A 25,748-nucleotide genomic window follows, 5' to 3' on the forward strand; every position below is an offset into this window, starting at 1 on the left:
GGAATTAAAATGAATAATCATGAATTTGCACGGAGAAAGTTTTTACAAATTTCCGGTTTTTCGAGTATGAGTTTATTACTGGGTGGTTGTGGTACACCCATGTTTGCAGATTTTGTAGGTAAACTTTCTGAACCTCTCAATCAGAAATTTGAAGAGTTAATATTTCAACCTCAAAAGCCAGTTCCAGAATTTTTACCTAGTCAAATTGAACCAAGTCAATTAATAATTAATAGCTTTAAATCTACACCAATTATTGATTTAGAAAAATATCGTTTAATTATAGATGGTGAAGTAAATCATCCTCTGAGTTTGAGTATGGCAGATATTCAAGCCTTACCTCTCACTTCCATGATTATTCGTCATGTTTGTGTAGAAGGTTGGGCCGCAATTGTGGAATGGGGTGGCATTCGTTTGCGGGAAATTATCGCCCTTTCTCAACCTAAATCCCAGGTTAAATATGCCTATTTTAAATCAGCAGATGGTTATTATGAAAGTTGGGATATCGCTTCAGCTTTACACCCACAAACCCTATTAGCTTATCAAAAAAATGGTGCAGCTTTGCCTGTGGAAAATGGTGCGCCTTTGCGATTAGCCTCACCCATTAAACTTGGCTATAAACAAAGTAAATGGGTAACAAGAGTTACCCTCACCAGTAAATTATCAAATGCTAAAGGTTATTGGGAAGATATGGGTTATGAATGGTTCGCTGGATTGTAAGTGTAATCTTCAGATCCCCGACTTCTTTGAGAAGTCGGGGATCTATATCACTTTTTCACTAAAATATAGGCATTTGTATATTCAGGTAATTTTTGAATATATTGTTCAAAATCTTTTTCACTAGCAAAAGTTCCTGCTAAGAAATCAAGTTGATAAAGGTTGGGTAAAAATGCCCCACCTGTATCGGCAATTACACCCATTTTTAACCGTTTTTGATTGTCTTCAGTGACAATTATTCTGCCTAAACCAATGTTTAGCACATCTCCTGCAAATGTTACTCCTGGTTTGATGGATATTTTAGCATCTATTTTATATCCATAACCTTTAATTGCATCAACTTCTTGAAAATACCAATAACGCTTTTGTGCAGTGGCTTTTAGACCTCGAATATAGGACATTCCATTATTTTTGTCTACGTTTAAAAACTCTTTAGTTCCATCAGTAAAATTAACTAAAACAGTTCCCTGCATTAGTGCTGCTTCTAAGCCATTGCGAGTTAAATAAGCAATAGGTTTAACTTTGCCAAATTCCTTACCTCCAGGTTCATAAATACCTGATAAAACATCTTGTTTTGTATATTGAGTGTAAAATTTATGTTGACTTACTTCTTCCTTAATAGCATAAATTGGTGTATTGTATTTAGAAGTTTTTTGTCGAGAACCGGAATGAATAAAAGCTGCATATTTAGTAATTCTTAATTTTTTCTGTTGGGGATTTTCTGGGTTATGGGCAGACCATTTAATTACGCGAAAATTGGCGTTAATAAAGTTAGGATCTTGTAACCGAGTTGTCCGCTTATTAGAAATGTCTTCTTCTAAGACGACAATCATAAAATCTAATGTTTTTAGAATATCTTTAACCGTAACTCCTTGAGTTACTAAGATACCTGTGCGTTGAATATCGGGATCTTCTTGAGAGTATTGTTGAAAGTATTTTCTAGTATTGGTAAGTACGGTTAATAAGTCAGCTTGATTAAAATTTATGGGGTTATTTGGTAATTTTCCTGCTGTCAATACTTGATTAGAATTAATACTATATTGATATTTTTGCCATTCATTAATAACTGAATAAAATGTGGACTTTTCATTATTTTTGGCATTTATATTAGATGGTTTTGGCGTAGGTAAATTATCAGAAGATACTTGAATTGGAGGATTTCCTATTTGGGATAATGATACATTTTTAACAATTTGTTGCTGTTGAATTGGTTGCTTGTTAGTGAAGACAATTACTAATAAAGCAGCAATAAATACTGTAATTTTGAATTTTTGATTAAATAGAATACGCATAATTCATGAAGACCAACAATGATTATGCCCCATTTTAGCATTCTCAGAAATGTTGACAATGGGAAATATGCCCAATTATGATGATTAATCATTCATTTCTTTTAAGGTAGCTAATGCTGAAGGTGATAAACGACTAAGATAGCGGAATATCCAATATTTAACTATAGTGTCTAAAATTACAGGAAATGTGGCAATAAACATAAAGATATAATTCCTATTTGCTGGTAAACCTAAGTGTTCTGTAAATCCTTCCAGAATTACTTCCCAACCATGGGGTGAGTGAAAGCCGACAAATACATCTGTAGATAGGATAATTAAAAAAGCTTTAGCACTATCGCTTAAGCCATAAACAACTTGATCTATAAAGTGTTGAAGAGAAATAATATCTTTTGCACTAAAAACAATAACCAATGCAAAAGCAATTAAGGCTATAATATCAGCAAAGATATTACTAATGGCATTGGTACTTTTATGTTGAAATTCTGCTGCTAGTTCTATGGCTTTGGCTTTAATCTTGGATTCTCGATTTTCTGGAGAAATTTTAGTTTCTGAATCCAGTAAACTTTCAAACTTTAATTTTGCTGTAAATATTTTTAATTCATGAAAGGCTTTTTCTTCCATTTCTTGATTAAGAAAAATTTGCCCGGAGTGATCGTTTCTCAGATTTTCTACTATGGGAAGAATAAACAGCCGTTTGGATAGGTGATGAGTTAGCAGGGGAATTATTATCAATAATAATAAGAATTTGACGGCTATAGTTGTCCTCTGTCTGGATATTTGATATTTTTTAATAAATTCTTGATCTGCATTTGGAGATATATCACTGAGAATTTTCTGGAATGTTTTCCCGATTGATTTGGGAAATATGCCCGTTTTTAAGAATATAAATGGTTGAGAGGAAACATCTTGATTAGATCGTGATGATTTTTTCATAGTTAGGATAAATCAGAGGTTAGATGTAGCCATGATCAATGCCTACAACTATAACAATTAAAAAGGTTGATGTTCAACTATAAAATAAATACCATTTTATTGTAGTGTATTACCAGTTTGATCTAATTTAACTGAGAGGGTGGTTGAAAATTTAGAACAATTGTAAAAACACCTCTCAGTATAGGCTAAAGGCGTGATTTGTCAAAAAATCTTAATATATTTTCCTAATTGAAGTAGGATGGTTATATTTAGTGTAAAAATATTCCTACTGAAAACTTGCTGCAAAAGAAAAATTATGACTATGTATCCTAACCTCAACCGGGCATTTTCTCATCCTGTGCTAAAAGTAATTAGCGGTTTGAATAACTTCAATGCTGCTAGTGTGGCTGCGACTGTAAAAGCGGCTGATTTGGGTGGTGCTACTTTTGTGGATATTGCTGCTGATGTGGATTTGGTAAGATTGGCGAAAAACTTGACTAAGTTACCTATTTGTGTATCTGCGGTTGAACCAGAGAAGTTTGTCACTGCTGTGGCTGCTGGCGCTGATTTGATTGAAATTGGTAATTTCGATTCTTTCTATGCCCAAGGACGCATATTTGAAGCTGCTGAGGTTTTGGAACTAACTCGCCAAACCCGTACCTTGCTGCCAGAAATTACCTTATCTGTGACTGTTCCCCATATTCTTACCTTAGACCAACAGGTACAATTGGCTGAAGATTTGGTGAAAGCGGGTGCTGATATTATTCAAACTGAAGGTGGTACTAGCAGCAATCCCATTCACTCCGGTACTTTGGGTTTAATTGAAAAGGCTGCTCCTACTTTAGCCGCTGCTTATGAAATTGCTCGTGCGGTTTCTGTGCCTGTACTGTGTGCTTCTGGTATTTCTAATGTTACTGCACCTCTAGCGATCGCCTCTGGTGCATCTGGTGTTGGTGTCGGTTCTGCTATTAACCAACTCAATAGCGAAATCGCCATGATTGCTGCTGTGCGTAGTTTAGTAGAAGCTTTAGCAACTGCAAATACTCGCACATTTGCTTAAGAAGTAAAAGGCAAGAGGCAAGAGGCAAGAGGCAAGAGGCAAGAGGCAAGAGGCAAGAGGCAAGAGGCAAGAGGCAAGAGTAAAGAGGCAAGAGGCAAGAGGCAAGAGGCAAGAGGCAAGAGGCAAGAGGCAAGAGTAAAGAGTAAAGATATTCTCCGCTGCCCCCCTGCCCCCTGCTTCTTCTCACCCCGACAATTCAAGATAAACAATTTTTCAACGTATCAATGACTTTATCTTGTTGTTCTTGCTCCAATTCGGGGAACATGGGTAAAGATAAAACCTCTTGACTTGCTTGCTCTGCTGCTGGTAATTGTCCTAGTTGATAACCTAAATTTTTATACACTGGCTGCAAATGTAAGGGTAAGGGATAGTAAATCATGGAATTAACCCCCTGTTCCTGCATTTGATTTTTTACGGAATCTCGATATTTACCACTGGCACCATTGCGTCTTTCTCCAGAAATCCGAATAGTGTATTGATTCCAAACACCAACTCCCCCAGGAAATTCTTGGGGGACAATAATATCAGAAACTTGGCTGAGGTGTTGGTAATAATAATCAGCGATTTGCTTACGTCTAGAGTTCCAAAGATCAAGATAGCGCAGTTTAATTTGCAGAATTACGGCTTGAATGGCATCTAAACGACTGTTGACACCGATTTCCTCATGAATATATCTTACTTTACTCCCATGTTCTCGCAAAACTCGTAGTTGAGTAGCGATCGCTGGATCATTCGTGGTAATTGCCCCACCATCACCGCAACCACCAAGATTTTTGGTAGGGTAGAAACTAAAACAACCAATATGTCCAATACTCCCAACTTTTTGATTTTCCCAACTTGCACCGGTAGCCTGAGCGCAATCTTCAATTACTCTTAAATTATGAGCTTTGGCAATCTCCATTAATCCTGTCATATCCACAGGGAGTCCAAATAAATGCACTGGCATAATTGCCTTGGTTTTTGATGTAATCGCTGCTGCTACTTTTTCTACATCTAAATTAAATGTAGTCGCATCAATATCTACAAATACTGGTATTGCCCCGACAGTGCTGATAACTTCCGTTGTCGCAAAAAAAGTAAAGGGTGTGGTAATAACTTCATCACCTGCCCCAATTCCTAAAGCGCGTAATGCTAAAAATAGAGCATCAGTACCAGAGTTACAAGCTACGCATTCACTGACACCATGATAATCTGCAAATTGTTGTTCAAAATCTGTAACTGCTGGACCACCAATATAACGCCCAGAAGCCAGAACCGCCAAGACAGCAGCACTTACCTCAGTTTCAATGGTGGCATATTGTTGTTTAATATCAAAGGCGGGAATCGAATTTACACTTTTAATCATGAGTTTTTATTTGTAAAGGAGTCAGGAGTAAGAAGTCAGGAGTCAGGAGTCAGAAAGAAGATTTTTCCCTTCCCTCTCCTGCGACAACCCGATTTAATTTTTTCAACTACTTATGCTAAAGTTTTCAATCGTTAAGAGGTAGATAAATTATGCCAGAGCTAATCAAGTTAGATATGGTAGATTTGGCTTTAGCGATGGGTTTAATGGCGATCGCCATTGGCATATCGGCATGGGAGAAATTAGGACTAGAATTAAATTTAAGCGTAGCTACTGGTAGAACTATCCTCCAACTACTTGTACTAGGATACATTTTCGACTTCATTTTTGCCGTTAACAATGTTTGGGCAGTAGTGGGAATTTTAGCAATAATTCTGACAATTACGGCAATTATTACTCGCAACCGCATCAGTCAAAAAATTCCACAAGTCTTACCTTTAGCTGGAAGTGCGATTTTTGTCAGCACCTCCTTAACATTGCTTTACACCAATTTTTTGATTATTCAACCAGAAAGATGGTATGAACCACGTTATATCATTCCTTTAGCTGGTATATTGCTGAGTAATGCCATGAATGCAGCCGCAATAGCCGGAGAACGTTTAGTTAGTAGTATCAACCAATTTCCCACAGAAATAGAAACCCATTTAAGTCTGGGTGCAACACCTGAACAGGCAATTAAGCCATACCGCAAAGAAGCGATTCGTGCTGCAATTATGCCGACTTTGAATCAAATGATGTTGATCGGTATGGTGACAATACCAACCTTCACCAATGGACAATTATTAGCCGGTATCACACCGCTAGAGGCTGTATCCTATGAGATTTTAATTATTTTTATGGTAGCTGTCACCAATTTGTTAACAACTATTTTAATTACCAAGGGTTTATGTCGGCAGTTTTTTAATTCTGCCATGCAGTTGGTTAGGTAATGGGTGATTGGCGAATAATTCTTGGTCAACAATTCGCAATATTACTGGAAGCTGAAGGTAAGTAAGGTTAAAATTACAAGCAATGTCTAAATCTGAAGTAGAACTATGAAGACGGCTGAAAAACTGGCTGCTGGTTGGCTACTCACACTTGGATTCATGTTTTTGGCAATATCAGTTTCAGAAATCATAGATAAATCAGCGCAATCAGGAGTAATAGTATATCCGGTGGAGGGGGAACAGGTATTTTCTGCTCCCAATGCGGTTCAGAATAGCAAAGATACTATTGTAGGCGGAATAATTTTTGGTGTTCCTAGCGCGATATTGGGGAGTTGGTTAGCATTAGGTTTGTATAAACAAAGTCAACAAGAGAAAAAAGCCTTAAAACAACAAAACAGCGAACAATTGCAAGCCCAATTTTATCAAATGTTACTACAAAATCAAGGAAGAGTAACTTTGTTAAGTTTTGCCATGCAGTCCCAATTACCGGCAGCGGAAGCTAAACAATATTTAGATAAGAAAGCTAAAGAATTTAATGCGAATTTTCAAGTAACTGAAGAAGGGGCTGTATCATATCATTTTGATGTTTAATAGGTCAGATGACACAGTTTTTCTTAACTATAGCCGCCATTTTTGGCGGTTTATCTGTTGCTGGTGGTGCCTTTGGCGCTCATGCTTTGCGGGAAAAAATTAGCGATGCCTTCGGCGAGCGCAGCTATCGCTCTTTAGAAATATTTGACACTGGCGCTCGTTATCAAATGTATCACGCTCTGGCGCTTTTGTTAGTCGCCATCCTCATGAGTCGTTTAGAAAGTCCCCCGACGACGCTTTTAGTTAGTGGTTGGTTATTTATAATTGGTGTGGTAATTTTTTCCGGCAGCTTATATGCTATCAGTTTAACGGGTATTAAGTCTTTAGGCGCAGTTGCCCCATTAGGAGGATTGGCATTAATGCTGGGTTGGGCTGCTTTAGCTGTAGCTGGTGCAACTATCAAGTTTTAATCCGTAGTAAATGGGAAATGGAGTCTAAATTATCACTCAAATTACCCCAATTTCTCCTGCCCGTTACCTTTTCTATCTTAATAGATTGAAAAATAGTATCGTCAGTTGGTGACATCAAGTAGGTAAAATATTACCGCAGTCTTAATAAAAAAGGTGTAGCCAGCACGTGAAGATATTTGTATATCACACTCCCGAATTGACCCCAACTGATACAGTTCCAGAATGTGCGATCGCCGTTGATGTTCTGCGAGCAACTAGTACAATGGCTACGGTTTTAGCCGCTGGGGGCGAAGCTGTGCAGGTTTTCAGTGATTTAAATCAACTCATGGAAGTGAGTGAAAAATGGCCTCCAGAAAAGCGACTCAGGGCTGGAGAACGGGGTGGAGCTAAAGTAGCTGGTTTTGAGTTGGGTAACTCACCCTTAGATTGCATACCAGAATTAGTCGCTGGGAAAAGGTTATTTATTAGTACCACCAATGGGACAAGGGCTTTACAACGAATCCAAAATGCCCCCATTGTCCTGGCAGCAGCTTTGATTAATCGGGCAGCCGTAGTTAAATTTCTCTTAGAACAGCAACCGGAAACTGTCTGGATTGTGGGTTCTGGTTGGGAGGGAAGTTATTCCTTAGAGGATACAGTATGTGCAGGGGCGATCGCTCATAGTATTTGCCAACAAACTAATTGTTCCCTCGCAGAAATCGGTGGTAATGATGAGACGATTAGTGCGATCGCTCTTTACTCCCAATGGCAAAATGACCTATTAGGACTACTGCATCAAGCTAGTCATGGTCAACGCTTATTACGTTTAGAATGTTTAGAAGATCTGAAATATTGTTCCCAAACTGATACTTTAGATATTTTACCGATTCAGCAAGAACCAGGAGTATTAAAAAGTCAAAACAACTAACAAGTCAGGAGGTAGGGGCGCAGGGCCTGCGCCCAGTCAGGATTCAGGAGAAAGAAAGGAGAAAATTTCTTCCCCTCTCTCTTCTTTGGCAAATCAAACATAATAATCAGAAATTTTCATCCTGATAATCCTGAAATCCTGGACATCCTGATTCAGACAATTAATCCTGAAATCCTGGACATCCTGATTCAGACAAAGACACACCCAACCACCCGGCAAAATTCTCCATTTGTGTGAAAGAAGGATTTTCTACAACTTTAAGTTGATACTTGCCAGGAATTGATGCAGCTAGAGTAACAGAATAAGTCCGCAATTCATCTTGATGAAAAACAGTAACTTGAATAGAATCATCCGCTCGATAATCCTTCAAGCGTTCATTTAACTGATTTCCCACCCTAATACTATCAATCGCTAATAATTCATCTCCAGCATCAATTCCCGCAAATTGTGCCGGTGAACCCGCTTCCACAAACTTAATTATCTCCCGTCCATTTTCAGTATTTATCCTCACACCCAAATAAGGTTCTTCATTCTTTTCCTCAACTAATTGCAAACCAAAAGGTTGCAAATATTGATTAAAAGGTAAATCGTCCAAACCATGAAGATAGCGTTGAAAGAAATCTCTTAAATCCATACCCGCTACAGACTCAATCACACCCTCTAATTCTTCGGGAGTATAACCAACTTCATCCTTTCCAAACTCCTCCCACATTTGCCGCATTACATCATCCAAAGAACGCTGATTCCCATGATGAACGCGAATTAATAAATCTAATAACAGTGATACCATTTCCCCTTTGATATAATAGGAGATTTGGGAATTACCACTATTAGCATCTGGACGATAAAGTTTAATCCAAGCATCGAAACTTGACTCCGCCAAAGGTTGTACCTTGCGTCCTGGAGTCATTAAATATCTAGTAATTTCCTTACTCAAATAATTCAAATATGCCTTGGTATTATAAATACCCGCCCGTAAAGGAATAATTAAATCATAATAACTGGTTGTTCCCTCGCAAAACCACAAAGATGGTGTATAATTTTCCTGATCATAATCAAACACTTCCAAACCCAAAGGCCGAATTCTTTTAACATTCCATAAATGAAAGAATTCATGGGCTACCAATTGCAAAAATGGCTCATACTTATCCAGATTCTGAAATCCAAACCTTTGATAAATTAAAGAACAAGAATTTTTATGTTCTAAACCACCAAAACCCTGTTGAAGCAAATGCAGCAAAAATACATATCTATCATAAGGTAAACCACCAAACATTTGTGATTCTACCTCAATAATTTTTTGGCAATCAGCAATCATTTGCTGTGGTTGAAAATTTCCTTTTCCCCAAACTGCTAATTCATGAGGTTTTCCCAAAACTTCAAAATTGTATAATTGATGAAAACCAATTTCAAAAGGACAATCAACTAAAGTATCAAAATCAGCCGCGACAAAAGTATTTTTTGTTTCTGCAAATATTGGTAAACCAGTAGTTATTTGCCATTGAGGGTTAGCTGGAATCACCCGGATATATATGGGTAAACTTTCACAACCAGGGATTCTGAAAAATAACGCCGCCCCATTAAAATAACCGTGAGTAGCATCTAAATGATTTGTTCTGACTGTTAATTCATTAGCAAATACCCGATAATGAATAGTTACTTCCGAACTATCACCTTTTTCTACTTGCCAATGATTTTTACTAACTTTATGCCAAGACAAGGGTTTATGATCAGCAAAAGCTGCAAAATCTTGTAAATGTCTCTCATATTCCCGTACTAAATATGAACCAGGAGTCCACACAGGCATTTTTAAATCAAGAACTGCCGATGGATAGTTGACAATGTGTAAAGTCACCTCAAACAGATGGGTTTCTGGCTGAGACATTCCCACCAAGTAATGAATTTGTGGAGAGAGTTCTGAAATCATTTTGTGTGTTGAGTTTTGAGTTACTTATCCATAATCAACAGTCTATGGTTCATCGTCAAGTCCAGGCATATAAAATTAATAATATGATGTATTTATATGCAAGATTTGGGAAAAAACAAGCCAAGGAGTTACCAATTATGACAGTACCTTATGACGAACTAGTTTTTCAATCACCATATTTAGCTGTAGTGAAAGCAAAACAACTGCTAGAGGAGGGGAAAATTAAAGAAGTTGATAATATTTTAGAGAGTTTAGCCGAGTCTATGGGGCGATCATAAAAAAGAGCAGTAATTAATCAATTAACTCGATTGATACTGCATATAATTAAGTGGAAATGTCAACCGGAAAAACGTAGTGCTAGTTGGGTAATTTCTATTCGTTCAGCTAGGGCAGAAATTAATGCCAGTCAAGAAGAAATGCCAGGTCTCAATCGAGATTTTTTGGAATCAATTTGGGATAAGTGTTTTCTAGCTGCAAAACAGGATGCTAGAGATGAAATGGGCAAAAAACCAGATATTATTGCTTTAAGTTGGGATGAAGTTTTTAACGAAACTTATACACTTTGGGAAGATTAGAAAATTTCTATTTGGTAAAAAATCAGGTTATTTACAGCAGCTATCAGTAGTAAAACAGCCTCACTGCAAGGTTTTGTGATTAAAGGTTGTACCTCATTTACCCACAATATGCTGTATCTTGATTCTTGGCTGTTCCCTCTTTCCCAATCATTACACTTCATTGCGAAATAGGCAGTTAAGTAAAAAATATGATAACTTCTGATCTAGTCTAGTAGTCTGTCAACCCGAAAATGACAGGTGAAGGCAAGCAGGGGGAGAAGAGAGGCAGGGGGGCAGGGGAGGGAAGAAAAGAAGTTTTTTCCGATCATTACCCGTCAAAATAAATTTGACGAACTTCTAGTAAAGCAATTACAACTAATTCATCAAGGAGAACTCAGTGGCAATGGAATCAAATGTATTAACGGGCGCAACTGTAGATAACCAAGATATAAGCGAATACGTTGCTCATCTACAACTGCACATGACACTACAAGCTCGCAACTTGGTTCCCAACTTAGTTCCCAACTTCAAACAGACAATTCAAGATAGTCGTCAACAATTACTGCATCAAACCCAAGCGGAATTTGAAAAATTTGCTTCTCGCCAAGGTCTATAGATGTGAACTACCACACACTGACTTCGGTATAGTGTGGTCTTCCCAATTCATCGGGAGTTAGAGATAGGACGTAATTTACCATGACATACTAGACATGGCCAGACATTCGTGGTATGATAGGACAAGCAACAAACCTAGTTCTATCAGATGACAGACCCAAATCTTTCTCTGGTAACACTTACCTATCAGCTTGGTTTTCGCTTACGGTATTGGTGGTCAATAGCCTACGATTTTACCACAAAATTTTGGGGATTAGAACTGTTTAATCACAAGCGACAGAGCAGGGAACTGGCAACGCATTCGGTGGGTGTCGTAACTCAAATAACGGCTACCATGAGAGTAAACTCAGGGTGGTCTGGTCAGTACGGCTTGCTTGATTACTCTTGCAAGCCCAGTCACTTTAGGGCTGGGTTACTGACCCATCTAAATAGGGCTTGCTGATAGCGTAGCGTGGCGTTAGCCATATAAACCTAAAACCCTACGCATGAAGAGTTTTATCTATATAAAAGGTAAACGAGGTGCAAGAAAAATATGATCCTAGCATCAAAAATCGCTCAATTTTCCAGACTTGATATTACTTCTAACTTCTTCTAAGGGAACACCAAAAAATAAATTACCCAATTTTGTGGGATGGGCATCCTGCCCTTCCTTGATGGTTAGCGGGCAAGATGCCCGCACCACAAGAAATTTTTGGGTATTTTTTTAATTGGAAGTCCCTAAATCCTCCTGATAGCGCAGCGTGGCGTTAGCCATACTCCTGGTAGCGCAGCGTGGCGTTAGCCATGCTCCTGAACTTCTGAACTCCTGAACTTACGGTGAATAGTTAAGAGTATTTTTAGTAGAATTACCATAGAATAGAAGCAGACATTGTGGTTTTCACCCCAAAGGTATACTCACAATTTCTGCTTTTTATATTTTTTTACTCATTTAGTTAAGAAAATCACTCTTGGGAAGCAAGACCTAAGAGCAAAAAGCCATTAAAATGATTGCAGTATTAGATCACCAATCATATTTTGTAAAGGTTAAATGGCGGCTTGAATCAAAATGACTTCACTACTCCCTCGAAACCTCAGCGTTGTTATCCGACCAGTCCAGCATAGGGATTTGGAAGGAATTGATCGCTTAACTCAAGAATCATTGTCCCATCTTTCTTCCCAAGAAACTGATGCGGCGATGCGGCAAATGCAATGGTTAAAACACTGGTATGGGTTACTCAAATTCTTAAGTTGGTTTCCTAATCCTTTACAGTACCGTTTCTGGGTCTATGTTGCCGAACAGGGAAGGATACTACTGGGAATGATTCAAGTCTCGCCTTTTAACCGAACTCGCAGCACTTGGCGAATTGATCGGGTGATGTTAGCGGGAACTGGCGATCGCCTGGGAGTAGGTTCACAACTACTGCGCCATTGCTTTGAATCTATTTTAGAAGCACGGACGTGGATATTAGAAGTTAATATTAATGACGTTGATGCCTTAGCACTGTATCGCCACAATGGATTTCAACGGCTGGCAGAAATGACATACTGGGAAATTAGTCCCCAGTTATTAGCAGAATTAATTCAAACCGAGCCAGATTTACCCAACCTCTTACCAGTCAGTAATGCTGATGCTCCCTTACTATATCAACTAGATACAGCATCAATGCCACCCCTGGTACGGCAAGTATTTGACCGGCACACCCACGATTTTAAAACCACTTTGTTTGGTGCTATTGGTGATGCCCTCAAGCAGTGGATGACAAAAACCGAAGTTGTTAGTGGTTACGTCTTTGAACCCCAGCGGAAAGCAGCCATTGGTTATTTTCAGGTGCAACTTGATCGCACAGGGACAAAACCCCATATCGCCACACTGACAGTTCATCCTGCCTATACTTGGTTGTATCCTGAACTATTATCTCAATTAGCCCGTATCGCCCAAGATTTCCCCCAACAGGGATTACAATTAGCTTCCTCCGACTATCAACCAGAAAGAGAAGAATATTTAGAGCGAATTGGGGCTAAACGCCAAGAACATACCCTAATCATGTCTCGTTCCGTCTGGCATAAACTACGAGAATCGAAATTTGTCTCCCTAGAAGGGATTCAGTGGCAGGAAATGTTACAAGGACTGCAACCAACCCGGAAGCCTATTCCTGGGGGGATGTCATGGATGCCGCAACCACAGCAGGTACAGCCAGAAAGAGCTACACCAGTTCAGTCGGAAATTGTAGCTTTCAATCATCAAAACCCTAATATGATAGACACACCTTGTCCATCAGATTCAGCTACAGATGAACCCTATGAGCAACAATAGCGTGATCTCCCAACAGCCATCAAAATCATTTATTTCCGCGTTGGGTGTGGATGTTGGTAGTAAACGCATTGGTTTAGCTGGGTGTGATGGCACAGGATTAATTGCTACGGGTATAACCACAATTGAGCGTAAGTCTTTTGTCGAAGATGTCGAGAAAATTCAGCAAATAGTCAATGAGCGACAAGTACAAATTCTCATTGTTGGTTTACCTTATTCAATGGATGGTTCTATCGGTTTTCAAGCCCGTCATGTCCAAAAATTTGCGGCTAGATTAGCAGAAGCACTGAAACTTCCTTTGGAATATATGGATGAAAGATTAACTTCTTATCAAGCAGAACAACTGCTAATAGCTGAAAATCGCTCTCCATCAAGAAATAAGGGTTTAATTGACCGTAAGGCTGCTGCATTGATTTTACAACAGTGGCTAGATGCTAGACGTAGTTCAGCAATGCGATCGGTAACATTTGCTGATGAGTGATCCCTTTTAACATGGTATTCTAAAAACTATTACTTCTATCTCTGAATTTATGGTTGACATCGGCTGTCATTTAGCGGTTCAATGATTTCCATATATAAGAGTATTGTTACAGTTACATAATTCAGCTATGTATTCATCTCCACTTCCTGAAGACAATGATCACGATTCCGAAAGTTCTCTGATTTTAACAGATGAGCTAAAACGAACACTAGAATGTTACATCGAGCATACCCTCGATGTAGAGGGAGAAAAATATGTTCTCCTTCTTCCTGTAGATTCACCAATAGAAATTTTTGCTTGGCAAGCCGATGGCGACGAAGAAGAAGCCGTTTTGGTGGAAGATGATGAAATCATAGACCAAATTTTCGGCACTGCTCAAGCTGTGCTTTCCGAGCAAAATCTAATTCTCAAGAATACTGCTTATGCTTTGACTGTAGCAGGTGAGTTACCTCCTGAAGATGAATCGAAATTCTTTACTTTAGAAATCGAAGATGAAGAAAATGGTTTAGAACCAGAGCAACTAATGGAAATTGCCACTTTTTATCATGATGAACAGGAGTATGCAATTTATACTCCCCTCGACCCCTTGCTCTTTTTTGCCAGAATTACGAAAACAGGTGAACCAGAATTACTTTCTCCTGAAGAGTTCCGTAAATTTCAACCCCTCTTAGAAGAACATCTTTTTAACGAAGTTGAGTAATTGGTAATTGGTAATTGGTAATTGGTAATTTAATTACTCTTGCCTTTTGCCTTTTGCCTTATTCAAAAATCTAAATTTAATTAGGGTTTGCTTAATAAATCTAAACCTCAAATTTTTTTTCTTCCTTTCTGACTCCTGAATCCTGACTGGGCGCAAGCCCTTCACAAAAAATTATGACTCGCAACCATCTATTAGAGCCTAACTTGATTTTAGCAGGTTCAGTTTTGACGCTGACACCAGATGTTATCCGACAATATGGGCTGAAAGGGCTAGTATTAGATGTGGATGAAACTTTAGTACCGATGACAACAAGTTCTACTTTCCCAGAATTGCAAGCATGGATAGAAGAAATTCGGGTTTGTACGACATTGTGGTTAGTTAGTAATAATTTAAGTGAAGCGCGAATTGGTGGCATTGCCCGTTCTCTTAATTTACCTTATTATTTGGGTGCGGCTAAACCTTCCCGACGGAAAATTCGGGCGGCGTTGCAGGAGATGAATTTACCTGTACATCAAGTGGGGATGGTAGGCGATCGCTTGTTTACAGATGTTTTAGCTGGTAATCGCTTGGGAATGTTTACAATTTTAGTTGAACCAATTATCCATCCCGATTTTACAGCCCTCCGTTCCCATCCTATCCGTAATATTGAAGTTTGGATATCAGAGATATTGGGTGCATCTATTACAGGTAAAGCTATTAAACATTAAAAATTGGGCGTTGCATAATTGAAGTATGAATTTATCCTCACGCAAAGGCGCAAAGGCGCAAAGGTAAGAGGTTTAAAAACATCTTTTTTTTGACTGAAGCTCTAAACTCAGCAACTTTTGTTTCTTATCTGTTCCCTTCTTTTATAACTTACCAGTTCCGTAACTGTACTCGTACTCAATTAAAATCACGAAAATAGCAGCCAGTCAAGCAGTTATTCATAAAAAATTTGTACCAGTTTTGTAAGTGGCACAAACTTGTAGAGACGACCGCCGTTTTTATCTAACTCCGCTGCCAAATTTTAATTGTTTTGTCCAAACTCCCACTGACTAACATTTCTCCAGAAGCAGTAAAGGATAAAGCTGTGACTGTATTAGCATGACCGGCAAATGTCCCTAATAATTCCCCAGATTGTAAATGCCACAATTTGATAGTTTTATCAGCACTACCACTAGCAATAATTTGTTCATCAGGACTTAAAGCAACTGTATTCACACTATCTCGATGTCCTTTGAGAGTGTGAACTAATTCCCCAGTAGCTAAATTCCAAACTCGAATAGTTTGATCTTGACTACCACTGACTAAAAATTTAGCATCAGCACTCATGGCTAGGGAACTAACAATATGAGAATGACCCATCAGGGTGTATATTGGTTGTGTATCTGGCAAATTTTTCTGATTGAGTGTTGAGGATGTTTCCCAAACTTTGATCTTCCGATAGCTACCTGTAATCAAAATTTTCCCATCTTGACTTAACACCATTGAATGGGCTGCTGTATCGTCTAAAGATAGAGTATTTTCGACTTGGCGATCGCGCAAGTTCCAAAACAAAATCTGGCGATCATGACCACCAGTTGCTAACATCTTACCATCAGGTGTAAACGCCACACAACGGACATCTCCATGATGTTTATGGAGAATATCAATTAGATCCAACGCCCCAGTATGCCAAATTTTAACGGTGGAATCTGCACCTACACTTACTAATGTTTGTCCATCGGTGCTAAAAGCCAGGGAATTAACCTCATCTACGTTGGCAGAAATAACCCAAGGATATTCTGATAATGTCTCGATTAATTCACCTTTTGATAAGTCCCATAATTTTGTTTCTCCCCTGCTACCACTAGCTAACATCGGGATTGTTTTCACATTTTTAGTTCCGGCATCTTGGACTACTAAAGTTTTGATAGCATAGGCTAAACAGTTAATACCTTTGGTATGTCCTTTTAATGTTTGCCAGCATTCCCAATCACCAACAATCTTCTTTTTGGGATGTTCTGGTGGTAAGGTTTGAATGGTTTCTACCATCATTTTCTCATCATTTATTGGCACATCATCTGGTTTACCACCCAGAGACTGTAAATACCAATTTAATCCTCCTGCATACAATAGGCTACTGGGAGTTAGATAAGTCTTTGAGTCTGAAAAATCTAGTTGATTTGTCGGTAAAAAACCAGTAATCACTGTTTGTTTGTGGTATCCTGACTGGGTATTTCCTGGATAAAACAAACACAAGAAAATCAATACTTGGTGGTTATTGATATCTTCTTGACTAACAGACCAACGAATTTTATCTTTTTTAATGCCATTAAAACTTTCTCCATCTGCTACGTGAATTTGAATACTTACTTTTGGGTTATTTGCTAACAAATAAGTAAACTTACTTTCACCGCGTAAATTTCCCTCATCATCCAAACCCATATTTTCTAAAGTGTCTTGTGGCACTTTTCTCACTAATTTTCCTAACCGTTCCGTAATCATCCAATCAACAATTTGTTCACGGACAAGATAATCTTCTGCTTGGCGTTGAAAATAAGTCGGAAAGGGAATGATCCAATCAGGATATTCCGGATATTCAGGTGGTATCGGTGGAGGGTTTTTGGCGAGGATTTCAGCTTGCTGACGAGAACATTCAAGAATTTTCGTTAATGAATCCCCCGCAAATGCCATTACCTCACTGTGATAACCTTTAACTCGACTTTCTAAAAGAGAAAGATCCGCCGTTTTCGGTTTTTTCACCCGGTTTAAGAAGTCAGTTTGTTGCGCTTTTAGTAAACTAATCCAATTCATCTGCATGATAGTGGCACACCATTGCATACCCAAGATAACTTATACTAATGCAATAATTACTCAATTTATAACTTCAGCCAAAATTTAGTAATCATTACAGTCTGATGGAATACAAAAACTAGCTAAATTTAATGGTAAACATTAAGCCCTACTGTGATTAAGCACTGCTTAACTTTATATAGCAGTTATTTTTAGGATGCAATACAATCGAGGACGGGAAAACCACGTCCCTACAGGCTTAACGATTTGCTGACTGGATCTCACAAAGAGTGCATACCGCTATATGGTAGGTTATGGGGATTTCGATGATTTCCATAAATTCTAACTAATCTAACTGATAATTTACTGTTTCTATAGAAACACTTCTGGCTAGAAAAATAGTAAGCATTCAAGCCTTAGTCGTCAACTGATCCAGCTTTTTGTAAAATATAGGCAATTCAAATTTATTCTTTGCTAATCCTCCATACTACTGAGAGGTTGTTTGAAAAGTGGTATCCCGTAATTTTCATCACATTGTTACCCCCCTTTCCCTTTGTAAAGAGGGGTGACAATAAAAATCTAGTAGTTCGTCAAATTTATTTTGACGGGTAATGATCGGAAAAAACTTCTGTTCTTCCCTCCCCTGCCCCCGGTGCCTCTCTTCTCCCCCTGCTTGCCTTCACCCGTCATTTTCGGGTTGACAGACTACTAGTACAAAACGGCGTAAATAAACCAACCATTCTAAATCCTCCAAAAGCCTATACTGTCTTCATTTTGACTTTTGACTTTTGACTTTTGACTTCCGCCTTGCGGTACTAGTTCCCTCCCCTTTATAAGGGGAGGGTTAGGGAGGGGTAAAATATTCGATACAGCAATCATGACTTTTTAAACAGACTCTGAGAGAGTTTTTTGGCATCTATCTGATTTTTAAACACTTTCTTATTGATATGTTCAGCATAACTTTATTAAAAAAATAAATACTCTTGTCTAGGGTTTGACTATTATAAAAATAGTTATTTTAATTATGGGAAGCATCAATATTTATTATCTACAAAATTTGAATTTTGTCTGGAATCAATTTTAAATTTATGAATCATAAAAAAAACCTAATCTCTTTAGAAAAAATCATCCCTAATAAATTGTTAAATCAGATACAATATATTCATTGTAGTTTAATTTCCTGGTGGATTTTGCATTGGGGAAGTCAGCCTTTGAAATTTTCTGAAAAATCAGCAATGGTTTTTTCTCCTCATCAAGATGATGAAACCTTTGGTTGTGGAGGGATGATTGCCCGTAAAAGAGAACAAGGAATACAAGTAGGTATAACTTTTTTAACTGACGGTAGAGGTTCTCATGGCTTAGATCCACTTATGCAAAATCAAGTTATCCAGATTCGTCAACAAGAATCTTTGATGGCGTTAAATATTTTGGGAGTAACCCCTTCAGAGATTCATTTTTTAAATCACCAAGATGGCAGTTTAGCTTCTTTGAATATAGAGAAAAGGCAACAGATAATTACTGAAATTTCAGAACTACTAAATTTATATCAACCGGGAGAGGTTTATGTGCCTCACCGTAAAGACTGTCATCAAGATCATGAAGCTACTTATAATTTAGTGAAAGAGGCAATTATCCAATCGCAAATTCATACAGAAATACTTCAATACCCTATTTGGGTATTTTGGCGATCGCCATTATTTATTCTGTTGAAGTTACAAGACATTGCAGCGGCTTATCGCTTATCAGTAACATCAGTAAAAGAGAAAAAACAAAAAGCTATTGCTGCCTATCCTTCCCAGCTTGAGATGTTACCTCGGGGATTTATTAACCGATTTTTATATTCGGAAGAAATATTTTTTAAATCCGAGTGAAGTTGCGAGTGGTAAGCATCTGAAGATTTACTATCAATAATTACAGTGGAGAGAATTTAAATGCGGATTCTACATATTACTAATCATGTCCAAAAAATCGGTAATGGAATTGTTAATGTTGCTGTAGATTTAGCTTGTTTACAAGCAAAAAGTGGTCTGGATATTGCTGTAGCTTCTGCTGGTGGAGAATATGAAAAATTATTAGCAGATCACGGTGTTGAACATTTTCATTTAAATCAATGTCGGACACCATTAAATCTGATTAAAGCTGCTTGGCATTATCGCCAAATTATTAAAGATTTTCAACCGGATATTGTTCATGTACACATGATGACAGGAGCGATTTTAGCAGGTATTTTTCGCAAGAATCGAGAATATCATTTAGTTTCTACTGTCCATAATGAGTTTCAACATAGTGCTATCCTCATGGGGTTAGCTGATCAGGTAATTGCAGTTAGTAAAGCAGTAGCTAATTCAATGATTAAACGGGGTATTCCACCTCAAAAATTGCGCGTGGTTAGTAATGGAACTTTAGGAAGTCCTCGACATAAAAAACTGGCAGATTATCAACCAGTAGAAATGCCACATCCATCTATAACTACTGTGGCTGGGATGTATACCCGCAAAGGTATTTATGAGTTAATTGAGGCATTTAAAATAGTTTCCTCAGACTTTCCGCAAGCACATTTGTATTTGGTAGGAGATGGTCCAGATCGTTCGATATTTGAGGCAATGGTGCAAAATACAGGTGTTAGTAATCGCATTCATTTTGAAGGATTTCAGGCAGAACCGCAACGCTATATGTTAGGAACAGATATCTTTGTTCTGGCTTCACATTGCGAATCTTTTGGCTTAGTGCTAACGGAAGCGCGGGAAGCTGGTTGTGCGATTATAGCCAGTGATGTAGATGGTATTCCTGAGACTTTAGATTATAGTCAAGCGGGGATTTTAGTGCCACCCAAGGATATTCCAGCCTTAGCTAATACTTTGACACAATTATTGAGCGATCGCCAACTTTTAGATCAGTGGAAATTCCGCGCCCAACAAAATTTAGAAAGATTTAGTGCCGCAAGAGTGAATGAAGAAACACTAAATATATATCGTGAATTAATGAGAAAAGACAATATCATCAGAGTCATGGAAACCAGAGAATTAGCCAATCTTAATTAACTGCTGTTCGCTAATGTGCATCGCAATTCCTTTCTCGTAATAGGCAGCTTCATTAATAAAGATCGGATAAACAGTAGAATTTCCTTGATAGAAAATTTCTTCTCCTGTGAAAGTCAGAAAAATAGGATCACCAGGATGCAAAGGTTCATAATCTTGGAATTGAAGTTGGGGATGAATCATCGCCTGAATTTCCCCTACTTCATTTCTTGGATAATCAATCACACCAATTGATTTGTAGACTGTTAGTGTATTATTTTTGGGCAAATCTTTTCCTTGATTATAGTCTTCAAAATAATCTAAAATACTATAAATAAGTTGTTCAGTCTGTTGAAATAATTCCGCATTTAAAATTCCCTGGGGTACGGCACCAACTTCAATCGCAAAACCCAAATCACACAAAGAACGCAGAAAACCACTACCTTGAGGTTGTTCATGAATATAAACCTTCACAGAAGGATTAACTGCACTCAAAACAGCAGCTAATTTCAGCAGAAAAGGATGCCAATTTCCCAGAATAATACATAATCCCATATTGGCAGTAGTTGTATGTACATCAATAATTGTATCTACAGATTCTTGATTTTCTGGTTGTAATATTTGTTGAATTTCTCTTGCCCTTAATTCTTCGTAACTTGAAATTTTTGAATTTGATAATTTATCTTGATTAAAGCAACGATTCAGATCTGTATCAATATATCTTGTCCGTGCAGCAATAGCTTTAGGATTACCAAGTAATGATAAAGTTTCAAAACTGCCTCGATGAATTAAATGGGGATATTGCTGAAACTTTTTCACCAAGTAAACTCCCGTTAACTCATTACCGTGATTTCCGCCGACAATCGCCACCCGATGAATTTGATTCATAAATACCTCATTTATAAGCAACTTAGCTATGAAAGTGAACACATTCTATCAGTCCATAGCCTTTTGTGCTGAGATGCTGCATAAATAATTTTCTCATAGTCCAGATGCCAATAGCAAGAGGAAGGGAGTATAATTAATGATGATAAATTCTGAGATATTCTTTAAAAACGGCAGAAAGAGTATATAGTTTTTGATCATTTTCTAATTTGGATACTAAAAATCTTCTTGTTAATGATTGTAACCCGTTAATTATATCCATTGATGACAATGATAAAAGTTGTTTTATCTCATCTCTAGATATAGGTTGATCATTTTGACTAATTTTCAATAATATCTCTTTTTCAACTTCAGATAATCTCATCCATATTAAATCAAACAGAGATTTAAAATCTTCTGTTAAAATTAAACTATTTTCTTTGATAAATTCGGCAACTTCACTCTGAAAGACATCTTTAATTAAAATACTGATATATTGTAAATATTTAGGATGACTTTCATATAAGTTAATTAAGTTTAACCAAGTTTCCTCATTTTTTAATCCTTGATTTTTTAATATCTCTGTAGCTGCATTATTTAAACCTGATAATTCTAAACAATGAATCGGATAAAGTTCACTATCTAAAGAAATCATTTCTTGGCATTTTTCCTGACTAATGAGAATTAAACAACTTTGATGTTCAATTTCTGTGATCATTTGGAGGAAGGTTTTATAATCTTGATATTCAGGTTTATATTGTCCTGCAAATTGACAATTAACAAAGATATTTTCTAAATCATCTAAAACAACTAAGCATTTTTTATTTTTAAAGATATTAAATAATTGTTTTAATTTATCATCTATGGTTGCTTTAGCTTCTTGTTGACAAACATTCAATAAATCATCAATAAGTAAATCTAGGGATTTAGGAAATTTTAAACTTCTCCAGATAATAACTTCAAATTGTTGGAGATTTAGATCAACAGATCTTTTCACAAGGGTAGTTTTACCAATTCCAGATAATCCTAACACAGAGATTAAATGAGTGTGTTGATTTAATATCCCATTAGATAAATAATCTAAATCTTTTTTTCTTCCGTAAAAACGAGTAATTTTAGGGGATAGCGTTAAATCATGGTAAGAGGATTTAGATTGTTCTATATTATTATTCTGTTGATAATGATTTGATGTTTGATTATTAGAACACCAATTAATATTATTTTTTTCAAAATTAATAATTCTAGATTTTGTAACTCTTTCTATAGTCCAACAAAAATTAGATTTATTAACATTTTGACCTAAACTTTCAGATAATATTTTAAATAGATTCCTACTTTCATCACCGATATAACCCTCATCATAATCATAAATATTGGCAATTTGTCTATAAGTTTTACCCTGAAATAGTTCCTCAATAATCTTTTTTTGCAGATCATCTAAATGTTTATCAGTCTTAGTAAATACTAAATTATCCACAAATTGTAAAATTTCTGTAACAGTCATAAAACTTAGATGAGTTAATCTTTGTAGCCATTATAACTCAATCTGTTTCCAGATTATCAGGGTTTTTCAGGTATTTTCTTAAAATTTCTTAATAAAACATCAGAGAATATCTCATATTTTCTGGTATGACAAAAAAGTAATTAGGTATAAGAATGATTAATCAGGGTTAATTTAAGCAAAATAATTGCACGAAAACAATGGTTAATCAACTTTATTATGGGGACAATTTAGAAGTTTTAAGACGTTACATAAAAGATGAGTCTGTTGACTTATGTTATATTGATCCTCCTTTTAATTCTAAACGCAACTACAATCAAATTTATAATAATATTGGTGCAGAAGATAAAGCACAAGCTCAAGCATTTATTGATACTTGGGAATGGGATGATCACGCTATTCGGGGAATAGATGAAATTATTACTAATTATCATGGTTTATTTACTCAACAATGTATTGGTTTAATTTCAGGTTTAAGTAATGTCTTAGGAAAGGGAAGTTTACTCGCTTATTTGGTGAGTATGACTTTAAGAATAACAGGAATTCATCGAGTTTTGAAACCTACAGGTAGTTTTTATCTACATTGTGATCCTACGTCTAGTCACTATTTAAAGTTAATATTAGATGCTGTTTTTTGTTCTCAGGGTGGAGATTTTTTGAATGAACTTATTTGGTGTTATCGTGGTGGAGGTTCTCCTAAAAAGGATTTTGGTAGACGACATGATGTAATTTTTAGATATTCAAAAACAAAAGATTACATTTTCAATGCAGATAAAATTAGGATGCCCTATCAAGCGGAAGGAATTGGACGAACTGATGATGCAATGTGGGGAAAACATAAAGGTACTAATAAAGTCTATAAACCTCATCCTCTTGGTAAAATACCTGAAGACTGGTGGTTAATTAATATATTAAATGCTAATGATCCAGAACGTTTAGGTTATCCAACACAGAAACCAGAATCATTACTAGAAAGAATAATTAAAGCCAGTTCTAATGAAAATGATATAATATTAGATGCTTATTGTGGATGTGGTACAACTGTTGCAGTTTGCCAAAAATTAGACCGACAATGGATAGGAATTGATATTACTTATCAAAGTATTAGTTTAATTTTAAAAAGATTAGAAGACAGCTTTGGTAAAGATTTTGTAGATACCATCAAACTTCATGGTATTCCTAAAGATATAGAAAGTGCAATAGCATTAGCAAATAAAGCAGATGATCGCACTCGTAAAGAATTTGAAAAATGGGCAATTTTAACTTATACTAATAATCGAGCCATAATTAACACTAAAAAAGGAGCAGATAAAGGAGTAGATGGAACTGTTTTATTTTATGGTGATAAAGGTGAACTAGAGAAAGTAATTTTTCAAGTTAAATCTGGTAAAGTTAAATCAGGAGATATCCGGGATTTACTAGGAACAATGACGCTAGAAAATGCCAGTATAGCTATATTTATAACCTTAGAAAATCCTACAAAAGATATGTTAAAAACCGCCAAATCCGCTGGCTTTTATCAAAATAAATTCATGACTCATAGTTGTGATAAAGTTCAGATTATTACAATTCAAGATATTATTGAAAACAAACAAAAGTTAAATATTCCCTTAATTAATGAAGTTCTTAAAAGTGCAGAAAAACACAAAGAAGTGAAAGTTAATCAAATAGAATTAGATATTTGATAACTTTTAGTAGGTTGGGTTGACGCAAGGAAACCCAACATTTATTATCTTTATCTTATTGGCGTTTTTTATTCATCTCTATAAAACTCCTCTTAAATAGAATTAATCTCATAATCTGTAATATCTTCTTGTTCAGATTTACTGTAAATGGTTAACAATAAAATGCTGGTTTCTGATTCAAGTAAACAAATTACCCGATAACCAGCACTTTTACCTTTTTGAAGATTAAGTAGGTAAACAGAAAAATTTAAAGGTATATAACGGTATGTAAAGTTGTCTCAATGCGAGATTCTGATTGAGTTTCAGCCATTTTAAAAAATGCAATACCCCTCATTTTTATTTTGTTTACCTACTTACTATTTTTGACTCTAGCTTTATAAATATAAACATCTTCATTAAAACCAGTTAATCTATCTCCTAATAAATTTCCTTTTTGCAATTGTGTAATGAAAGATTGAGTATCAGAACGAATATTTCGGTATTTTTTGGCTAAATGTTTTAAATTTCTCTGATATTCAGGAGTTAAATCAATATTAATTAAAAAAGAATCATTCTGCATCAATTCCTTCCCACATTTTTTCTAAAGGGATTCTTTTTCCTGCTTTTGCTTCTTGTAATGCTGTTTTTAAACTCTCTTTTATTTCCTGAATTGGAGTGTCATCAGGATCAGATTCAATGTCATCTGCTTCTGGTAGGAGAATAATTACCTTAACAATATTAAAACCATCAACTTCTAAAGGATAATCTAAGGTTAATTGTCCCTGTTGAATTTTTCCAGTAACTTCTAAGGCTTTCATAGTTTCTAGCTGCTTTTTGTTTAACTAATTTTGATGAAGAAAATATTTCTATTACATCAATACCTTGTGCATTTCCTGTAGGTTGGGTTAAGCGACAGCGCAACCCAACGCATTTGTTGGGTTTCATGCTAATTGCTCCGCGAACGTTCACGTTCCACAACCCAACCTTGTATCTTAGAGGTATGTTAGAAGAAGTGGTAGACCGTCCCAACCTGGGTCAGAAAAGACCGCTTTGTAGCAAGGATCACCACAACAATCTCCATGACAGAACTCGAACAGTCGCCTGGGGTAAAAACTATGAACAAAGACATAGATAATATAGCCCGTATCGTGCAAGGATGAGTGAAATCAAGGGGATGAATAAAAACAAAACAAATTAAAAAGAAGTAATTGAAATTGGAGAGTTAAA

Annotated in this window: 25 protein-coding genes and 1 pseudogene; 16 read left to right on the forward strand and 10 right to left on the reverse strand. The window is 36.6% G+C overall.

Features of this window, described 5'->3' with window-relative positions:
- Positions 1-9 precede the first annotated feature (9 nt).
- Positions 10-717 carry a molybdopterin-dependent oxidoreductase gene (locus tag AN486_RS01310; RefSeq protein ID WP_290598802.1) on the forward strand — a complete coding sequence of 236 codons (708 nt, stop codon included), beginning with the start codon at positions 10-12 and terminating at the stop codon, positions 715-717.
- A gap of 47 nt (positions 718-764) precedes the next feature.
- Here AN486_RS01310 and AN486_RS01315 read toward each other — a convergent pair whose 3' ends face one another.
- A complete protein-coding gene (locus tag AN486_RS01315) occupies positions 765-2,006 on the reverse strand; it encodes a hypothetical protein (RefSeq protein ID WP_290598804.1) in 1,242 nt (413 codons plus the stop codon).
- Between the two features lie 84 nt (positions 2,007-2,090).
- On the reverse strand, positions 2,091-2,939 hold the full coding sequence (locus AN486_RS01320) for a hypothetical protein (RefSeq protein WP_053540908.1): 849 nt from the start codon (positions 2,937-2,939) through the stop codon (positions 2,091-2,093).
- Between the two features lie 295 nt (positions 2,940-3,234).
- Between AN486_RS01320 and AN486_RS01325 the strand changes: the two genes are divergently transcribed.
- A complete protein-coding gene (locus AN486_RS01325; protein WP_290598806.1) occupies positions 3,235-3,978 on the forward strand; it encodes a DUF561 domain-containing protein in 744 nt (247 codons plus the stop codon).
- A gap of 196 nt (positions 3,979-4,174) precedes the next feature.
- Here the strand turns inward: AN486_RS01325 and AN486_RS01330 are convergent, their stop codons facing one another.
- Entirely contained in the window at positions 4,175-5,323 is a 1,149-nt protein-coding gene (locus AN486_RS01330; protein ID WP_290598808.1) for a DegT/DnrJ/EryC1/StrS aminotransferase family protein, read from the reverse strand.
- 149 nt (positions 5,324-5,472) lie between these two features.
- Here AN486_RS01330 and fetB point away from each other — a divergent pair, with 149 nt between their 5' ends.
- The 4 genes from fetB to AN486_RS01350 all read left to right on the forward strand — a co-directional run bounded on the left by fetB (position 5,473) and on the right by AN486_RS01350 (position 8,154).
- Positions 5,473-6,249 carry an iron export ABC transporter permease subunit FetB gene (fetB, locus tag AN486_RS01335; protein ID WP_027403049.1) on the forward strand — a complete coding sequence of 259 codons (777 nt, stop codon included), beginning with the start codon at positions 5,473-5,475 and terminating at the stop codon, positions 6,247-6,249.
- 105 nt (positions 6,250-6,354) lie between these two features.
- A complete protein-coding gene (locus AN486_RS01340; protein WP_168635883.1) occupies positions 6,355-6,837 on the forward strand; it encodes a hypothetical protein in 483 nt (160 codons plus the stop codon).
- Between the two features lie 8 nt (positions 6,838-6,845).
- Complete coding sequence (locus AN486_RS01345; RefSeq protein ID WP_053540904.1) at positions 6,846-7,247, forward strand: DUF423 domain-containing protein; 402 nt, start codon at positions 6,846-6,848, stop codon at positions 7,245-7,247.
- 166 nt (positions 7,248-7,413) lie between these two features.
- Positions 7,414-8,154 (forward strand): 2-phosphosulfolactate phosphatase family protein, encoded by a 741-nt coding sequence (locus tag AN486_RS01350; protein ID WP_290598814.1) that lies wholly within the window; start codon positions 7,414-7,416, stop codon positions 8,152-8,154.
- 160 nt (positions 8,155-8,314) lie between these two features.
- Here AN486_RS01350 and AN486_RS01355 read toward each other — a convergent pair whose 3' ends face one another.
- Positions 8,315-10,081 (reverse strand): M61 family metallopeptidase, encoded by a 1,767-nt coding sequence (locus tag AN486_RS01355; protein WP_168635881.1) that lies wholly within the window; start codon positions 10,079-10,081, stop codon positions 8,315-8,317.
- A gap of 44 nt (positions 10,082-10,125) precedes the next feature.
- On the opposite strand from AN486_RS01355, the gene AN486_RS01360 reads away from it, so the two are divergent.
- From AN486_RS01360 to AN486_RS01390, 7 genes are all read left to right on the forward strand, one after another.
- Complete coding sequence (locus AN486_RS01360; protein ID WP_233455457.1) at positions 10,126-10,359, forward strand: hypothetical protein; 234 nt, start codon at positions 10,126-10,128, stop codon at positions 10,357-10,359.
- Between the two features lie 12 nt (positions 10,360-10,371).
- On the forward strand, positions 10,372-10,656 hold the full coding sequence (locus AN486_RS01365; RefSeq protein ID WP_290598899.1) for a DUF29 family protein: 285 nt from the start codon (positions 10,372-10,374) through the stop codon (positions 10,654-10,656).
- A gap of 382 nt (positions 10,657-11,038) precedes the next feature.
- Positions 11,039-11,251 carry a hypothetical protein gene (locus tag AN486_RS01370; protein WP_039200714.1) on the forward strand — a complete coding sequence of 71 codons (213 nt, stop codon included), beginning with the start codon at positions 11,039-11,041 and terminating at the stop codon, positions 11,249-11,251.
- 1,044 nt (positions 11,252-12,295) lie between these two features.
- On the forward strand, positions 12,296-13,543 hold the full coding sequence (locus AN486_RS01375; protein ID WP_053540901.1) for a GNAT family N-acetyltransferase: 1,248 nt from the start codon (positions 12,296-12,298) through the stop codon (positions 13,541-13,543).
- A complete protein-coding gene (ruvX, locus tag AN486_RS01380) occupies positions 13,530-14,021 on the forward strand; it encodes a Holliday junction resolvase RuvX (protein WP_053540900.1) in 492 nt (163 codons plus the stop codon). The genes AN486_RS01375 and ruvX overlap by 14 nt, the downstream gene beginning before the upstream one ends.
- 127 nt (positions 14,022-14,148) lie before the next feature.
- A complete protein-coding gene (locus AN486_RS01385) occupies positions 14,149-14,721 on the forward strand; it encodes a DUF3727 domain-containing protein (protein ID WP_027403039.1) in 573 nt (190 codons plus the stop codon).
- A gap of 173 nt (positions 14,722-14,894) precedes the next feature.
- Positions 14,895-15,428 (forward strand): YqeG family HAD IIIA-type phosphatase, encoded by a 534-nt coding sequence (locus AN486_RS01390; protein ID WP_053540899.1) that lies wholly within the window; start codon positions 14,895-14,897, stop codon positions 15,426-15,428.
- Between the two features lie 280 nt (positions 15,429-15,708).
- On the opposite strand, the gene AN486_RS01395 is transcribed toward AN486_RS01390, so the two are convergent.
- On the reverse strand, positions 15,709-17,502 hold the full coding sequence (locus tag AN486_RS01395) for a WD40 repeat domain-containing protein (protein ID WP_053541391.1): 1,794 nt from the start codon (positions 17,500-17,502) through the stop codon (positions 15,709-15,711).
- A 1,061-nt stretch (positions 17,503-18,563) separates the two neighbouring features.
- Here AN486_RS01395 and AN486_RS01400 point away from each other — a divergent pair.
- Together AN486_RS01400 and AN486_RS01405 are read left to right on the forward strand one after the other, a co-directional pair.
- Complete coding sequence (locus tag AN486_RS01400) at positions 18,564-19,346, forward strand: PIG-L deacetylase family protein (protein WP_290598823.1); 783 nt, start codon at positions 18,564-18,566, stop codon at positions 19,344-19,346.
- A gap of 60 nt (positions 19,347-19,406) precedes the next feature.
- Positions 19,407-20,516: a glycosyltransferase family 4 protein gene (locus tag AN486_RS01405; RefSeq protein WP_290598825.1), complete on the forward strand. Its 1,110-nt coding sequence runs from the start codon at positions 19,407-19,409 to the stop codon at positions 20,514-20,516.
- On the opposite strand, the gene AN486_RS01410 is transcribed toward AN486_RS01405, so the two are convergent.
- Both AN486_RS01410 and AN486_RS01415 read right to left on the reverse strand, forming a co-directional pair.
- A complete protein-coding gene (locus AN486_RS01410; RefSeq protein ID WP_290598827.1) occupies positions 20,499-21,380 on the reverse strand; it encodes an aspartoacylase in 882 nt (293 codons plus the stop codon). The genes AN486_RS01405 and AN486_RS01410 overlap by 18 nt on opposite strands.
- A gap of 133 nt (positions 21,381-21,513) precedes the next feature.
- The gene (locus AN486_RS01415) at positions 21,514-22,860 is read right to left on the reverse strand and encodes an NB-ARC domain-containing protein (protein ID WP_053540895.1); all 1,347 of its coding nucleotides are present in this window, start codon (positions 22,858-22,860) and stop codon (positions 21,514-21,516) included.
- A 197-nt stretch (positions 22,861-23,057) separates the two neighbouring features.
- Here AN486_RS01415 and AN486_RS01420 point away from each other — a divergent pair, with 197 nt between their 5' ends.
- Positions 23,058-24,542 (forward strand): DNA methyltransferase, encoded by a 1,485-nt coding sequence (locus AN486_RS01420; RefSeq protein WP_053540894.1) that lies wholly within the window; start codon positions 23,058-23,060, stop codon positions 24,540-24,542.
- 92 nt (positions 24,543-24,634) lie between these two features.
- Here AN486_RS01420 and AN486_RS01425 read toward each other — a convergent pair.
- The 3 genes and pseudogenes from AN486_RS01425 to AN486_RS01435 all read right to left on the reverse strand — a co-directional run.
- Positions 24,635-24,769: pseudogene (locus AN486_RS01425) on the reverse strand (type II toxin-antitoxin system RelE/ParE family toxin); the annotation flags it as partial.
- Positions 24,770-24,891: 122 nt separating this feature from the next.
- A complete protein-coding gene (locus AN486_RS01430; protein ID WP_199924336.1) occupies positions 24,892-25,101 on the reverse strand; it encodes a hypothetical protein in 210 nt (69 codons plus the stop codon).
- Positions 25,091-25,339: a hypothetical protein gene (locus AN486_RS01435; RefSeq protein WP_053540893.1), complete on the reverse strand. Its 249-nt coding sequence runs from the start codon at positions 25,337-25,339 to the stop codon at positions 25,091-25,093. The genes AN486_RS01430 and AN486_RS01435 overlap by 11 nt, the downstream gene beginning before the upstream one ends.
- Positions 25,340-25,748: the final 409 nt, after the last annotated feature.

The organism is Anabaena sp. AL93 (assembly GCF_001672085.1).
GTDB classification, from domain to species: domain Bacteria; phylum Cyanobacteriota; class Cyanobacteriia; order Cyanobacteriales; family Nostocaceae; genus Dolichospermum; species Dolichospermum heterosporum.

Bases quoted from the DNA above. Each gene is read 5' to 3' on its own strand.
- AN486_RS01410 (WP_290598827.1), bottom strand. From the start codon at position 21,380: ATGAATCAAATTCATCGGGTGGCGATTGTCGGCGGAAATCACGGTAAT.
- fetB (WP_027403049.1), top strand. From the start codon at position 5,473: ATGCCAGAGCTAATCAAGTTAGATATGGTAGATTTGGCTTTAGCGATG.
- ruvX (WP_053540900.1), top strand. From the start codon at position 13,530: ATGAGCAACAATAGCGTGATCTCCCAACAGCCATCAAAATCATTTATT.
- AN486_RS01390 (WP_053540899.1), top strand. From the start codon at position 14,895: ATGACTCGCAACCATCTATTAGAGCCTAACTTGATTTTAGCAGGTTCA.
- AN486_RS01375 (WP_053540901.1), top strand. From the start codon at position 12,296: ATGACTTCACTACTCCCTCGAAACCTCAGCGTTGTTATCCGACCAGTC.
- AN486_RS01340 (WP_168635883.1), top strand. From the start codon at position 6,355: ATGAAGACGGCTGAAAAACTGGCTGCTGGTTGGCTACTCACACTTGGA.
- AN486_RS01345 (WP_053540904.1), top strand. From the start codon at position 6,846: ATGACACAGTTTTTCTTAACTATAGCCGCCATTTTTGGCGGTTTATCT.
- AN486_RS01310 (WP_290598802.1), top strand. From the start codon at position 10: ATGAATAATCATGAATTTGCACGGAGAAAGTTTTTACAAATTTCCGGT.
- AN486_RS01325 (WP_290598806.1), top strand. From the start codon at position 3,235: ATGACTATGTATCCTAACCTCAACCGGGCATTTTCTCATCCTGTGCTA.
- AN486_RS01385 (WP_027403039.1), top strand. From the start codon at position 14,149: ATGTATTCATCTCCACTTCCTGAAGACAATGATCACGATTCCGAAAGT.
- AN486_RS01355 (WP_168635881.1), bottom strand. From the start codon at position 10,081: ATGATTTCAGAACTCTCTCCACAAATTCATTACTTGGTGGGAATGTCT.
- AN486_RS01320 (WP_053540908.1), bottom strand. From the start codon at position 2,939: ATGAAAAAATCATCACGATCTAATCAAGATGTTTCCTCTCAACCATTT.
- AN486_RS01405 (WP_290598825.1), top strand. From the start codon at position 19,407: ATGCGGATTCTACATATTACTAATCATGTCCAAAAAATCGGTAATGGA.
- AN486_RS01400 (WP_290598823.1), top strand. From the start codon at position 18,564: ATGAATCATAAAAAAAACCTAATCTCTTTAGAAAAAATCATCCCTAAT.
- AN486_RS01435 (WP_053540893.1), bottom strand. From the start codon at position 25,339: ATGAAAGCCTTAGAAGTTACTGGAAAAATTCAACAGGGACAATTAACC.
- AN486_RS01370 (WP_039200714.1), top strand. From the start codon at position 11,039: ATGGAATCAAATGTATTAACGGGCGCAACTGTAGATAACCAAGATATA.
- AN486_RS01330 (WP_290598808.1), bottom strand. From the start codon at position 5,323: ATGATTAAAAGTGTAAATTCGATTCCCGCCTTTGATATTAAACAACAA.
- AN486_RS01430 (WP_199924336.1), bottom strand. From the start codon at position 25,101: ATGCAGAATGATTCTTTTTTAATTAATATTGATTTAACTCCTGAATAT.
- AN486_RS01415 (WP_053540895.1), bottom strand. From the start codon at position 22,860: ATGACTGTTACAGAAATTTTACAATTTGTGGATAATTTAGTATTTACT.
- AN486_RS01420 (WP_053540894.1), top strand. From the start codon at position 23,058: ATGGTTAATCAACTTTATTATGGGGACAATTTAGAAGTTTTAAGACGT.
- AN486_RS01395 (WP_053541391.1), bottom strand. From the start codon at position 17,502: ATGCAGATGAATTGGATTAGTTTACTAAAAGCGCAACAAACTGACTTC.
- AN486_RS01360 (WP_233455457.1), top strand. From the start codon at position 10,126: ATGGTTCATCGTCAAGTCCAGGCATATAAAATTAATAATATGATGTAT.
- AN486_RS01315 (WP_290598804.1), bottom strand. From the start codon at position 2,006: ATGCGTATTCTATTTAATCAAAAATTCAAAATTACAGTATTTATTGCT.